This window comes from Paenibacillus sp. FSL R5-0744 (assembly GCF_037972555.1).
In the GTDB taxonomy this organism is placed as follows: Bacteria; Bacillota; Bacilli; order Paenibacillales; family Paenibacillaceae; genus Paenibacillus_AQ.
Genome location: NZ_CP150228.1, coordinates 3,413,024 through 3,425,488 on the forward strand (window position 1 = coordinate 3,413,024; position 12,465 = coordinate 3,425,488).

Sequence of the window (12,465 nt, forward strand, 5' to 3'; positions counted from 1 at the left end):
GGTACCTTTTACGTTTCTTTAAGCTAGTCAACTCACCAGAAATACGTTTCGAATGTATAACCGTTTTTCCCAAAGAAAGTTATCTCACCGCTTGTCACTTCCTCAGGAATGTCAAAAAACATGCCTTGTTTACCCGCGATATCAAAGGTGTGAGTTACTCTCTTATCATGAACTTTGTAACTTACCTCGAAATGACTGAATTGCTTTTTAAGGCCTTGATCGAACATACCGACACTAACGAGTTGTCCGCTCCTCTTCACTTGGACGTCGTCTCCATCATCCCCCATGCCTAAATCCATACTCCAGTCTAAACTCCCGTTTTTTAAACGATCGACGTATTTCAACGTAAGCGATTCTACGCCATCTTCCTCTTCGATATGTAAGAGTACAGCTGTATATTTATCAATAATCCGAGAGTCCAGAACTGGAAGTCCGCTCAAAATAGAAAATTCAGTTAACTCCTGCTCTGTTATTGCCTCTCTTGAGGGGTCATCCAGCTCGATAGGCTTCATTCCTAGCCAATCATCCCACTCCTCAGGAGATTCGAGTTCAGCACGAAAGTCATCATCTGTGGTAATGATCGCTGTTCTAGTTGCTACATCCCAATCAACAGAGATTCCGATTCGTTCGGCAATAGCGCGCAATGGAACCATAATATCACTGCCGGAGAGATAAGGTGTAGGACTCTTCCAATCGATCCAGACATCAGAATCCTCTATCTCTTCGTTGTAATCGCTAAACATATAATCACTTTTATCCGGATAAATAGAAAGTGCTCCATTAAAATGTGAAATAAACACATGTGGATAAGGGTTATCTATAAACTTCGTAATATCGGCTTGAATGTCGGGATGCTCAAAAAGTTGGGTTGGAACGAAGGTTTTTCCCTCTATTAAAGTAGGCAACTCATCTTGAAAGGAAAAGTTTATGCCATTAATTGTAACGGAGGGTTGGATTGCAGAACGTTGGATAGAATCGGATAACTTCGGTACAACAGAAGCCGATGCGAAGATCGTAGTCGAATTGGAAGCCGATAAGAAAAGAATAAGTAATACGTTCATGAAGCGGCGGTTGTGCATGAATACAATTCTCCTTTTTTTGTTTATCACTTTAATAATCAAATCAATATCCTAAATATACCATGTGGAGATTATTATAGGGGATTCTTAGCACAAGGCTTAAATCGAGTAGTTTTTTCTTAACAGGATCATTAGTTTGACATTATGCAAGCACTTAACTATACTTATTATAGTGACTTACTTAATTATATTGAATCGACAAATCATAAATGAATTCTAACTTTTTAAAGAAAAGAGGGTAATCATGGAACAATATCGGATCAATGCAGACAATGGCTTAGAGTTTGGACTTTATACATTAGGTGATCATCTAGCGAACCCTGAAACTGGGAGCCGAATATCTGCCAAACAACGCATACGTGAAATTATTGACTTGGCTCAATTAGCGGAGCAAGCAGGAATTGATTTTTTTAGTGTAGGAGAGAGTCATCAAGAGTATTTTGCTACTCAGGCGCATAGCGTTGTGTTGTCAGCTATTGCACAGGCTACTAAGAAAATGAAAATAGGTAGCTCATCTACGATTATAAGCACCTCTGATCCGGTTAGGGTGTACGAAGATTTCGCTACAATTGATTTGATCTCAAATGGTCGAGCTGAAATAATAGCTGGCCGTGCCTCTAGAGTGGGGTTATATGAATTATTGGGCTATGATCTTAATGATTATGAGGAATTATTTGAAGAAAAATTCGAATTGTTATTAAAGATAAATGAAAACGAAGTTATGAATTGGAAGGGGGAATTTCGTAACCCTCTCAAAAATGCAAGAATCCTCCCCCGTCCTGAAGAGGGAAACTTACCGATATGGAGAGCTGTAGGGGGGACTTCTGCCAGTGCGATCAAAGCAGGAATTGCAGGTGTTCCTATGTTTTTGGCCCATTTAGGGGGTCCCGCAGTCTTGTTTAAAAGATCCATTGATGCTTATCGTGAAGCTGCAAGTCAGAACGGATTCGATCCGTCGAAGCTACCTGTAGCGACTGCTGGATTCTTTTACGCGGATGAAACGACACAGAAGGCACAAAGAGCCTATTATCCATATATAAACGAAGGAATGAAATTAACCAATGGACGTGGTTTTCCTAAACAGGCGTTTGCTCAAGGAGCCGATCCCCGCGATGTTATGAATATTGGTAGCCCACAGGAAATCATTGAAAAAATTCTATATCAACATGAACTCTTCGGCCATCAGCGATATATCGCACAAATGGATTTTGGTGGCGTACCTTTTGGAAATTTAATGAAAAACATAGATTTAATTGGTTCTGAAATTCTACCAGCTATTAAAAAATATACGGCAAAAAAATAAACTCCAGGAGGTCAGAAATATGAAAATCGTAGCATTATCAGGGTCAAAGATAGGATCGAAAACCAGAATCGCTATGAAGTACACAATAAATTCGTTTCATGAAAAATACAAAGATGCAGAAGTTACGCTTCTAGATCTGGCGGAGTATGATGTTCAATTCAGCGATGGTCGCAATTATCTGGAATACGAAGGGGACACCAAGTACGTAATTCAAACGATCATGGAAGCAGATGTTATCGTAATCGGAACGCCTATATTTCAAGCTTCCATCCCAGCAACACTAAAGAATATATTCGATTTAGCGCCCGAAAAAGCATTTCAACACAAGGTTGTAAGTATGCTCGTCACGGCAGGATCTTCACGTCACTATCTGGTAGCTGAGCAGCAATTGAAACCGATATTAGCCTATATGAAAGCGCAAATTGTTCAAACGTATGTATTTATAGAAGAGAAGGATTTTTATCGAAAAGAAATAGTAAGTGATGATGTGCTATTCCGTGTAGACCGCTTAGTGGAAGATACCTATGTACTCTCTGAGACCTATGCCAAAATTCGAGAGGCTGAAGAAGCTAAATATGGTTTCTAAGAAAGATCGAAATAGGCTAACATTTCGCAAACTAGTTACTATTTTCCAAGTCACCCTTCATCCTTTAGGATGAGGGGTTATTTGTACAATTTCGTTCCAATAAGGCTCCCAGCTGTTCTGCTAATACTTGATAGGTTACTGGTCTTTCGTTCGTAAACCACCATTCAACTACACCTACATACGAAGAAGCTACAAATTGTACGACTAGATCCTTATTTAATCCTTCGTTTTTACCCTTTGTGATATCCACTTCGTCTTTGAACTCTTCTATAAGAAATTCCAGAAAACGACTCCGGAAGAAAGGGGCTCCTTTGCTAGCTAACATCATGGAGAAAAAGGCATAGTTATTCTCAAAGTATTCCGTCCAAATCACGGACCCCGTTACAAAATCCAAATCAGAGGCTGCTTCACATCTTTCACGAAGTTCATTGATATGCTTCTCGATAAGCTTATCAAGAAGATCATATTTATCCATATAGTGAAGGTAAATAGTACCACGGCTCACGTTTGCTTTATCTGAGAGTTCCTGAAGGGTTATATCATCAAAATTTTTCATAGTCATTAGTTCAATGACTGCTGTTTTCAAGGCTTCCTGTGTCTTTAAGATTCTTCGATCGACTTTAGACAATTAGCTCACCGAACTTTCTTTATTCATCAACAAAAGAGTAAGAATTCATTATATAACATACTATAACGAGCTCATCAATGGGACATCTGTTTATAAATTTATATAAAAGAATCGCGAATACGCAGTAGGAAATAAACAATTTCGATGGTTTTGTTTATTAATGTACAAATCGCATCAAATTAACAATTGGCACCAAATTTAATCTGATTATAATAATAGACATGTGATCATTATTGTAATTATGCGTATTAAATATTCGTCACAACTACTCATGTGCTAAGTATTCCAGCAGCAAAATCGGAATAAGAAGTTTAGGAGGAAATGATTATGAACAATCGCACATGGCTTATCAGCGGTGTGAGCAGTGGTTTTGGATATGAGATGACGAGACAGCTTCTTGAAAAGGGCGATAAGGTTATCGGTACTGTTCGTAAAAAAAGCAAGGTCGCTGACCTCATTGAGAAGTATCCCGAAACCTTCAGTTGCGAGATTCTAGATGTGACCGATTTTCCAGCCATTCGAAATCTTGTCGATAGATCTTTTGAAAAGTTTGGACGTATCGACGTTATCATAAGCAATGCTGGTTATGGACTTTTTGGGGCTACAGAAGAACTCTCTGACGACGAGGTTAATCATATCATTGCCACGAATCTAACGGGGTCCATCCAGCTTATTCGTTCAGCTATCCCGCATTTGCGCACTCAGGGTGGTGGACGCATTATTCAGATCTCCTCCTATGGCGGGCAGGTCGCCTTCCCAGGAAATTCGATGTACCATGCGACCAAGTTTGGGATAGAGGGCTTTTGTGAGTCCGTTGCTCAGGAGGTTGAAGCTTTCAACATCGGTATTACATTGGTGGAGCCGGGAGGAGCCCGTACCGAGTTCCGTTATGGGAGCGCACAGGTAGCGAAACTCATGACAGAATACGAAGGCAACCCAGCACATAACTTTTTGAACATGCTGGACGCTTCTAAGAGTTTAGCTCCTGGAGATCCTGTGCGGATGGCTGCCCGAATCATAGAAAGTGTTGAATTAGAACCGGCACCGATACGAATGATACTTGGATCTCATGCACTGGCAAGCACGATTTCGACCCTCAAAGCTCGTGTTGCCGACTATGAGAAGCAGACTGAACTGGCAGCTTCTACTGATTTTCCAGCGGGAGAGTAAGAGGATCGCAGTGCACTAATAATCATTAACTATAGGAAGAAAGTAGGAATCAACGATGAAAAATGAACAACTTAGTAGCAGCACTATTTTTCCTTTAGGGGAAAAGGTTAAAGCAAACTTTACGGGTGACGCTTATTTGCAAATGGTGTTTACAGATCCGAAGCCGCTTAATACCGCAATTGGTAATGTAACCTTTGCTCCAGGCGCACGCAATAACTGGCATGCTCATAAGGTTGGACAAGTTCTGTTAGTCACTGGTGGAAATGGCTGGTATCAGGAAGAAGGAAAACCTGCTCAATTGCTCGAAATAGGTGATGTGGTCAACATTCCAGCTAATGTGAGACATTGGCATGGCGCGACAAAGGATAGTTGGTTCGTTCATTTGGCTATGACTCCAGGCGAAACAGAATGGTTTGAAGCTGTCGAGGATGAATGGTTTGAAGCACTGTAAGAACTAAAACTCATTTAAATATAGAAATGGAGGCTTGCTTTATGGAATATATCAAATTTGGAAATACGGGAATGGACGTCTCTCGGATTTGCCTTGGTTGTATGAGCTTTGGAAAAGTGCTGCCTGGAGGGCACCAATGGGTGCTCGATGAGGAGAACAGTCGTCCTATCATTAAAAGAGCGCTTGAGCTTGGCATCAATTTTTTTGATACAGCTAATATTTACGCAAGTGGTTCCAGTGAAGAGATTATCGGACGTGCGCTTAAGGACTATGCGAATCGGGATGAAATTGTACTTGCCACGAAGGTCTGGGGCCAGATGCGTCCAGGTCCTAATGGTGGTGGGCTTTCTCGAAAAGCTATTATGAGCGAAATAGATAACAGTTTGAAGAGACTTGGGACCGATTATGTGGATCTCTATATCATTCACCGCTGGGATTATAACACACCTATTGAAGAAACCATGGAGGCCTTGCATGATGTAGTGAAGTCTGGAAAGGCTAGATATATCGGTGCGTCTGCTATGTATGCTTGGCAATTCCAAAAAGCATTACATGTGGCCGAGAAAAATAGCTGGACTCGCTTTGTATCCATGCAAAATCACCTTAATCTCATCTACCGAGAAGAGGAAAGGGAAATGATGCCGCTTTGTCAGGATCAAAAAATTGCGGTAACTCCTTATAGTCCTCTGGCATCAGGAAGATTGATTCGCGATTGGTCGGAAACAACACGCAGATCCGAAACCGATCTCATTCAAAAATCAAAGTATGATTCAACTGCTGATGTAGATCGATTAATTGTTGAGCGAGTAGCGTCGTTAGCAGAGAAACGAGGCGTACCACGTACTCATATCGCACTTGCATGGCTGTTGCAAAAAGCTTCTGTAGCTGCTCCAATTGTGGGCGCGACGAAAATTGCTCAGCTCGAAGATTCAGTAGATGCTCTAGCGGTGAAATTATCACCTGAAGAAATTTCATTCCTTGAAGAGTTGTATGTTCCACATCCAATAGTTGGAGCTCAGTAATGAAGACTGGTTAAGCTTGTCACTTAAACGTAGACCTTTTCGCCGTCTTTGTGCATTCGAATATTAAAATGAAGCCGATGATCTAAACCAAAAGATCATCGGTTTTTTGTTTGCTTAATAAGATAACGGACCATGTATCTCTTAACGTAATTCACTTGGAGTCCGTTGTTTAATCTGTTTAAATACTCTGTTAAAGGTACGGATATTAGTGAAACCGCATTCCAGTGCGATATCTAAAATGGATTTGTCTGTGGTCAGCAGCAGCTGTTCTGCTTGGTTGACTCGGATGTTGCTAAGGTATGCAATATAGCTCATACCCGAAAGACTCTTGAAGAAGCGGGAGAAATAAAAGAGGCTCATATTGGCTTGCCTTGCGGCGTCAGCAAGTGTGATGGGATACATGTAGTTGACGTCGAGGTATTCAAGAACCCCTTGCATAATCTTCATGTTAGTGATGCGCCTTTTATCTTTCTGTGGATTAATCTTATCCAAGGGAACATGCCGTAAAATGAGTCCGCTCCACTCGTGCAAAAGGCCGATGATTACCTGTTCATGATATTCCAGCTTCTGATTATATTCGTCCATAAGTTCCTGCAGGATCTGAGAAAGACGGTTGTTGATACGCACTTCTTCTTCTCGTATAGCTCGTTTCTCCATAAATGGGGAAGTCAGCCTAACATTCAAAGGCCATCCACCAGGAAAACCGATTAATGAAGGATTGAATATCACCATCATTATCTTGGAGCTGCTGTCTTTACTGTCATAGTAGTGGATGTCTCCGCTGCTGCATATAGCCATATCTCTCGCTTTCAAGATCCTTGTTTCGGAGTTAATTCCCATCCGAATTGAACCTTCAAATACATAGACTATCTCAAGATCGTTATGCCAGTGGGCTAGAAAATCAATATCATTAGACATTATTACAGTGAAGGGGAACGTCGAATGGTAAGTTCTATTTTCGTGAAAGGCTTTCATGAGATCTCCTGTTCATGTGGTTTGAATTTTAGGTTCACCTCTAAAACTTAGCAAAAAATGACCATTCCTACAAGTGAAATGGCGAGCACACCTCTCTGATCTGGATTACAATTTCATCAGATGGACGAAAGGTTGATTACATATATAAAGGAAAAGGAGATTGCAGGATGACGAAGAAAGCATTGATTGTAAAAGGTGGATGGGATGGGCATGAACCAAATGAAGTAGCCGCAATTTTTGCTGGCATTCTAGAGGCTGAAGGCTTTGAAGTTGAAGTGTCTGATACGCTGGAGAGCTTCAACAGTGTAGACAAGCTTACGGATTTAAGCCTTATTGTACCAGTATGGACCATGGGAGAAATCAGTAATGATCAGGTATCCTCAGTTCTGAAGGCAGTAGCTTCTGGAGTAGGAATTGCCGGTTGTCATGGAGGGATGTGCGACTCTTTCCGTAACAATACAGAGTGGCAATTTTTGACCGGGTCACAATGGGTAGCACATCCATTTAACGATGGGGTAGAGTACGAAGTTAATATCATGCATTCTGGCTCCAGTCCCATTGTGGAGGGCATCCAAGACTTCAAGGTGAAATCGGAACAATATTATTTACATGTAGATCCTGCAGTGGATGTCTTGGCAACAACTACGTTTGTAATGAGTGAGGGTGAGCATTCAGCAAATGGTGTCATCACGATGCCCGTTGTATATACGAAGAAATGGGGAAAAGGGAAGGTTTTCTATAATTCACTTGGCCATCATGCAGACGTTTTCGATATACCGGAAGCCAAGGAACTGATGCGAAAAGGCTTTTTGTGGGCGGCTAACTAAAACTGAGATAAGGTGGGAATGATCTTGCGCAAAGTGAAGGTAGGTATAGTCGGCTGCGGTAACATCAGCAGCATTTATTTTGAGAATTTGAATGGGACTTTCGTTAATACTGAGGTTTATGCTTGTTCCGACCTGGATAAAGGTCGTGCAGAGCAAGCGGCGGAGAAATATGGCGTTCCTCATGTATGGACGACAGAACAATTACTTGCTTCGGAAGAGATTGAAATAGTCGTTAATCTAACAACGCCTAATTTTCATTTTGACGTGTGCAAGCAAGCCTTGCTAGCTGGCAAGCATGTGTATGTGGAGAAGCCCTTATCCCTTTCCCTTGAAAATGGCACTGAGCTAGTTCGTCTGGCGAAGGAAAAGAACCTGTTCCTTGGCTGCGCACCAGATACTTTCCTTGGAGGCGGTCTGCAAACCTGCAGTAAGCTGATTGCGGATGGTTATATCGGGGAGCCGGTGGCAGCAACTGCCTTTATGCTTTGTCATGGACATGAAAGCTGGCATCCTGATCCAGAATTTTATTATAAAGCCGGTGGAGGACCCATGTTTGACATGGGACCCTACTATCTAACTGCGTTAGTATCTTTGCTAGGCCCAGCTAAAACAGTATGCGGCATCACTAAAACCTCCTTTGCTCATAGAACGATCACGAGCGACAAAAAGTTTGGCAAAGTCATTGATGTAGAGGTGCCCACACATGTTGCTGGAACGATTGAGTTTTACAGTGGCGCTGTGGCAACCATGATTACCAGCTTTGATGTTTGGCACAGTACTTTACCGAGGATCGAAATCTACGGATCGCAAGGAACCTTGATCGTACCGGACCCTAACAACTTTGGAGGGCCGATCCTTTTACGCCCGGCACACAGCTCGGAATTCCAAGAGATCCCACTTATCTACAATTATGCAGATAATAGTAGAGGCATAGGAGTAGCAGATATGGCACACTGCATCGACACGGGGGAGACTCCTCGTGCAAATGGAGAACTCGCCAATCACGTACTTGAGATCATGCATGCATTCCATACAAGTTCCGATTCTAAGCAATATGCTCAACTGGTAACCAGCTGCGAGCAGCCCAAGCCATTGCCGCTGGGCTTAGTCAAAGGGTATTTAGAGTAGTAATTTCCCAGAACAAATACTAAATGTATGCTGCAGATAATCAGCTTTCAAAAAGGGTAGAAGACAGATCTTTAAGTCTTCTACCCTTTTTGGTTTGATGAATCGCAGCATACACCAAATCTTCACCATACACTTACCAGACAGGTCTTGATCTCATAGTAGATTTATCTTCATTTGCTTTATATACAAGTGTTGTTAAATCATCTTTGAGCATCTGCAGTCGTTCAGCACCTATGATTTCAATCCAACGTTGCTCAATCTCAGTTAGTATTTCTTCTTTTGCTTTCACTGCTAACCAACCTCGCTCAGTCAAAACAATGATTTTTCCTCTCTTGTCAGTGGGATGATTTTCGCGAATTACATAACCACTTTTCTCAAGATAATCTACCATTTTACTTACGGCTTGCTTCGTAATTCCTAAATATTCGGCTAATTCTATACCTGTTGCTCCGTTTGGAGCAATACACTTAAACATAAAACCATGTACAGGTCTAATATCTGCAAATCCTAATTCACGCAATCTATCATGTAGTTCATTAATTGATGTACTAAAGGATAATGATAAAAGTGTTGTCAGATCCAATTCACTAAAGACTTCCTGAGTCATACATAAAACCTCCTTAAATAAAGTCAACTTAGTTGACTTTGTACGAAATACATTGTACTATGCGAAAAGTAGTCAATCAAGTTGACTATATTTTCTGTTGTGAAAGAAACAGGAATCACTGAAACAGAATTAATAAATTATGGAGGGTTCTCATGACTAATATTGTTAAAGTTAGAGCAAGTGTATTTATTCCAACACCGTGGACTGATCCTAGGAAGGATGAAGAAACAGGAAACGTAATCCATTTTGAAGGTGACTCACGTGAATTCACACCCTATGCTGTCAACGCTATGCGCTCCAGAGTGGAACAAGAAGTAGTTGTAGATTTTTACAAAAAAGATATTTTCACATATGCAAATACTGGTATTACAACAGAAAGAGTCACTACTCCAGATGGTTCTGTTAATAAAAAAACAGGAAAAGCTACTACAGAAGGTATTTTGTGCACTGATATTGTGTGGGGCTCTGAAGACGTTAGGTTTCAAATGAGTGCAAGTGCTAGCAATCCATTAAATGCATTTGCACCTCCAGTTGACTATCTTTTAATAGTTCATATTCAAAAGGATGGTACTGTCAATATGCAAGGAGCACATGATGGATTTCCTTGTTTTGAATTTTATAAACAAGTGAACTTTGGAACGTTCGAACAAATTTATACACATGATTACAGAGTAACTGGTGATACACCAGAAGCTATGGCTGGAGAAATGGAGTATAGCTTCAAAAAAATATTATAAACAACATAAGAGTGCACATCAGGAGGAACAAGGAATGACAACCGTTTTATTTGTAAAAGCAAACAATCGACCAGCAGATCAGTCGGTTAGTGTTAGATTATTCGAGGCTTTTTTAGCGAGCTATAAAGAATCACATCCAAATGACACTGTAGTAGAGCTGGATTTATACAATGAGGAATTGCCTTACGTAGGTGCAGATATGATTAACGGAACATTTAAGTCTAGTAGAGGATTAGATTTAACAGTAGAAGAAGCAAAAGCAGTAGCTGTTGCTGATAAGTATTTAGATCCATTCCTTGCAGCTGATAAAGTCGTATTTGGGTTCCCTTTATGGAATTTAACCATCCCAGCTGTACTACACACATATATTGATTACTTAAACCGCGCAGGCAAAACATTTAAATATACACCAGAAGGTCCAGTAGGGCTTATTGGAAATAAAAAAATAGTGTTATTAAACGCAAGTGGTGGTGTGTATTCTGAGGGACCAAAAGTTGATTTAGAGATGGCTGTTAAATATGTAACAAGTATGATGAACTTCTTTGGTGTGAAAAATATAGAGACTATTATCATTGAAGGGCACAGCCAATTCCCTGATAAGGCAGAAGAGATTATTGTCGCAGGGCTTGAAAAAGCTGTTAAAGTATCAAGGACGTTCTAAATAACCAAGCGTGTATCAGTCTATATAGGGCAGTACCAACACTTTTATAGCGATGGTGCTGCTTTTTTATTCGCCTATTTCACTATTTTTGGAGATTACCTAAAGTCGATAGAAAGAAGGATTACATTACAATGGAACGTTTATGGACAAAAAACTATATCATGCTGACCCTTACAGCTTTATTACTATTTAGTGGATTTTATTTACTAATGCCAACATTGCCTATGTTCATCAAACAACTAGGTGGAAGTGAATCTCAAGTTGGATTAATAATTGGAGTGTTTACAATATCGGCAGTAATTTTTCGTCCTATTATTGGAGGATTAATGGATCGGTTTGGTCGACGTGCATTTATAATAAGCGGATTACTATTTTTTGCTATAACCATGTATTTTTATGATTTGGTAACAGGCATTATATTTTTAGTAATATTACGTATCCTTCATGGAGTCAGCTGGGCAGTTGCTACAACTTCGATAGGAACGGCTGTGACTGATGTTATTCCACAATCTCGTCGTGGAGAAGGAATGGGATGGTATGGACTAGCAATGACATTAGGTATGGCGTTAGGACCAATCATTGGTCTTTGGGTAACAAAATCTTATTCATTTCATTACCTATTTCTTCTATGTACAGCATTAGCTTTGATTGCATTCATACTTGGATTTGGTGCAAAAATTCCAACAGTACAAAACACATCAAAAAAAACAATATCATTTTATGAAAAAACAGTTTTACCTATCGCTATCGTTACATTTTTCTTATCATTTACTTTTGGTGGTATTACAACTTTTTTACCACTGTTTGCGGCAAATATTGAAGTTAACACGGGTACTTTTTTCTTAGTGTATGCAGTCACACTTACAGTAATTAGACCACTTACAGGGAAGATATCCGATAAGTATGGGGAAGGGGTCATTATTGTACCTGCTCTTTTCATATTGATAGTCGCACTATTCGTCCTAACAATGACTAAAGGAATTGTTGGAGTGGTTATTACAGCTATTTTGTACGGAATTGGATTCGGATCAGCTCAACCAGCGCTTCAAGTAGCGATGATTCGATTAGCTCCACCAGCGAAAAGAGGTGTAGCGAACGCTACATTCTTTACTGCTTTTGATTTAGGGATTGGTTTAGGAGCTATACTACTTGGATTTGTTTCACAGCTTATGGGATATCAGATGGTATTTATTACTTGTGCTATATCTGGGTTTATTAGTCTGGTGCTTTTTATATTGATTGTAAAAAAGACACTAAAAACAACCTGAACCTTCGTTATCAATAAGACAGT

At 40.3% G+C, this 12,465-nt stretch carries 14 protein-coding genes; 10 read left to right on the plus strand and 4 right to left on the minus strand.

Annotation, left to right across the window (positions count from 1 at the left end):
- Window positions 1–32: 32 nt before the first annotated feature.
- Window positions 33–1,061: a stalk domain-containing protein gene (locus tag MKY19_RS14985; RefSeq protein WP_339804060.1), complete on the minus strand. Its 1,029-nt coding sequence runs from the start codon at window positions 1,059–1,061 to the stop codon at window positions 33–35.
- A gap of 262 nt (window positions 1,062–1,323) precedes the next feature.
- Between MKY19_RS14985 and MKY19_RS14990 the strand changes: the two genes are divergently transcribed.
- Together MKY19_RS14990 and MKY19_RS14995 are read left to right on the plus strand one after the other, a co-directional pair.
- A complete protein-coding gene (locus MKY19_RS14990; protein WP_339804063.1) occupies window positions 1,324–2,382 on the plus strand; it encodes an LLM class flavin-dependent oxidoreductase in 1,059 nt (352 codons plus the stop codon).
- A 19-nt stretch (window positions 2,383–2,401) separates the two neighbouring features.
- A complete protein-coding gene (locus tag MKY19_RS14995; protein WP_339804066.1) occupies window positions 2,402–2,968 on the plus strand; it encodes an NADPH-dependent FMN reductase in 567 nt (188 codons plus the stop codon).
- 64 nt (window positions 2,969–3,032) lie between these two features.
- On the opposite strand, the gene MKY19_RS15000 is transcribed toward MKY19_RS14995, so the two are convergent.
- Window positions 3,033–3,596 carry a TetR/AcrR family transcriptional regulator gene (locus MKY19_RS15000; protein WP_339804069.1) on the minus strand — a complete coding sequence of 188 codons (564 nt, stop codon included), beginning with the start codon at window positions 3,594–3,596 and terminating at the stop codon, window positions 3,033–3,035.
- A gap of 327 nt (window positions 3,597–3,923) precedes the next feature.
- On the opposite strand from MKY19_RS15000, the gene MKY19_RS15005 reads away from it, so the two are divergent.
- From MKY19_RS15005 to MKY19_RS15015, 3 genes are read left to right on the plus strand one after another with little or no spacing between them, the layout of a single operon-like run.
- Window positions 3,924–4,766 (plus strand): SDR family oxidoreductase, encoded by an 843-nt coding sequence (locus MKY19_RS15005; protein ID WP_339804071.1) that lies wholly within the window; start codon window positions 3,924–3,926, stop codon window positions 4,764–4,766.
- A 55-nt stretch (window positions 4,767–4,821) separates the two neighbouring features.
- Window positions 4,822–5,217: a cupin domain-containing protein gene (locus tag MKY19_RS15010; protein WP_042188320.1), complete on the plus strand. Its 396-nt coding sequence runs from the start codon at window positions 4,822–4,824 to the stop codon at window positions 5,215–5,217.
- A gap of 41 nt (window positions 5,218–5,258) precedes the next feature.
- Window positions 5,259–6,239, plus strand: a complete 981-nt coding sequence (locus tag MKY19_RS15015) for an aldo/keto reductase (protein ID WP_042188322.1) — start codon at window positions 5,259–5,261, stop codon at window positions 6,237–6,239.
- 141 nt (window positions 6,240–6,380) lie between these two features.
- On the opposite strand, the gene MKY19_RS15020 is transcribed toward MKY19_RS15015, so the two are convergent.
- The gene (locus MKY19_RS15020; RefSeq protein ID WP_339804075.1) at window positions 6,381–7,157 is read right to left on the minus strand and encodes an AraC family transcriptional regulator; all 777 of its coding nucleotides are present in this window, start codon (window positions 7,155–7,157) and stop codon (window positions 6,381–6,383) included.
- A gap of 224 nt (window positions 7,158–7,381) precedes the next feature.
- Between MKY19_RS15020 and MKY19_RS15025 the strand changes: the two genes are divergently transcribed.
- Together MKY19_RS15025 and MKY19_RS15030 are read left to right on the plus strand one after the other, a co-directional pair.
- Complete coding sequence (locus MKY19_RS15025) at window positions 7,382–8,041, plus strand: ThuA domain-containing protein (RefSeq protein WP_339248335.1); 660 nt, start codon at window positions 7,382–7,384, stop codon at window positions 8,039–8,041.
- A gap of 24 nt (window positions 8,042–8,065) precedes the next feature.
- Window positions 8,066–9,169 (plus strand): Gfo/Idh/MocA family oxidoreductase, encoded by a 1,104-nt coding sequence (locus MKY19_RS15030; protein WP_339795743.1) that lies wholly within the window; start codon window positions 8,066–8,068, stop codon window positions 9,167–9,169.
- A 133-nt stretch (window positions 9,170–9,302) separates the two neighbouring features.
- Here MKY19_RS15030 and MKY19_RS15035 read toward each other — a convergent pair whose 3' ends face one another.
- Window positions 9,303–9,776: a MarR family transcriptional regulator gene (locus MKY19_RS15035; protein ID WP_339248339.1), complete on the minus strand. Its 474-nt coding sequence runs from the start codon at window positions 9,774–9,776 to the stop codon at window positions 9,303–9,305.
- A 152-nt stretch (window positions 9,777–9,928) separates the two neighbouring features.
- Here MKY19_RS15035 and MKY19_RS15040 point away from each other — a divergent pair, with 152 nt between their 5' ends.
- The 3 genes from MKY19_RS15040 (at window position 9,929) to MKY19_RS15050 (ending at window position 12,442) form a co-directional block, all read left to right on the plus strand.
- Window positions 9,929–10,513 carry a DUF3238 domain-containing protein gene (locus MKY19_RS15040; protein WP_042188329.1) on the plus strand — a complete coding sequence of 195 codons (585 nt, stop codon included), beginning with the start codon at window positions 9,929–9,931 and terminating at the stop codon, window positions 10,511–10,513.
- A gap of 34 nt (window positions 10,514–10,547) precedes the next feature.
- The gene (locus tag MKY19_RS15045; RefSeq protein WP_076299765.1) at window positions 10,548–11,174 is read left to right on the plus strand and encodes an FMN-dependent NADH-azoreductase; all 627 of its coding nucleotides are present in this window, start codon (window positions 10,548–10,550) and stop codon (window positions 11,172–11,174) included.
- Between the two features lie 131 nt (window positions 11,175–11,305).
- On the plus strand, window positions 11,306–12,442 hold the full coding sequence (locus MKY19_RS15050; protein ID WP_339795746.1) for an MFS transporter: 1,137 nt from the start codon (window positions 11,306–11,308) through the stop codon (window positions 12,440–12,442).
- The last annotated feature ends 23 nt before the right edge of the window (window positions 12,443–12,465 follow it).

Bases quoted from the DNA above. Each gene is read 5' to 3' on its own strand.
- MKY19_RS14985 (WP_339804060.1), bottom strand. From the start codon at position 1,061: ATGAACGTATTACTTATTCTTTTCTTATCGGCTTCCAATTCGACTACG.
- MKY19_RS14990 (WP_339804063.1), top strand. From the start codon at position 1,324: ATGGAACAATATCGGATCAATGCAGACAATGGCTTAGAGTTTGGACTT.
- MKY19_RS14995 (WP_339804066.1), top strand. From the start codon at position 2,402: ATGAAAATCGTAGCATTATCAGGGTCAAAGATAGGATCGAAAACCAGA.
- MKY19_RS15005 (WP_339804071.1), top strand. From the start codon at position 3,924: ATGAACAATCGCACATGGCTTATCAGCGGTGTGAGCAGTGGTTTTGGA.
- MKY19_RS15010 (WP_042188320.1), top strand. From the start codon at position 4,822: ATGAAAAATGAACAACTTAGTAGCAGCACTATTTTTCCTTTAGGGGAA.
- MKY19_RS15015 (WP_042188322.1), top strand. From the start codon at position 5,259: ATGGAATATATCAAATTTGGAAATACGGGAATGGACGTCTCTCGGATT.
- MKY19_RS15020 (WP_339804075.1), bottom strand. From the start codon at position 7,157: ATGTCTAATGATATTGATTTTCTAGCCCACTGGCATAACGATCTTGAG.
- MKY19_RS15025 (WP_339248335.1), top strand. From the start codon at position 7,382: ATGACGAAGAAAGCATTGATTGTAAAAGGTGGATGGGATGGGCATGAA.
- MKY19_RS15035 (WP_339248339.1), bottom strand. From the start codon at position 9,776: ATGACTCAGGAAGTCTTTAGTGAATTGGATCTGACAACACTTTTATCA.
- MKY19_RS15040 (WP_042188329.1), top strand. From the start codon at position 9,929: ATGACTAATATTGTTAAAGTTAGAGCAAGTGTATTTATTCCAACACCG.
- MKY19_RS15045 (WP_076299765.1), top strand. From the start codon at position 10,548: ATGACAACCGTTTTATTTGTAAAAGCAAACAATCGACCAGCAGATCAG.
- MKY19_RS15050 (WP_339795746.1), top strand. From the start codon at position 11,306: ATGGAACGTTTATGGACAAAAAACTATATCATGCTGACCCTTACAGCT.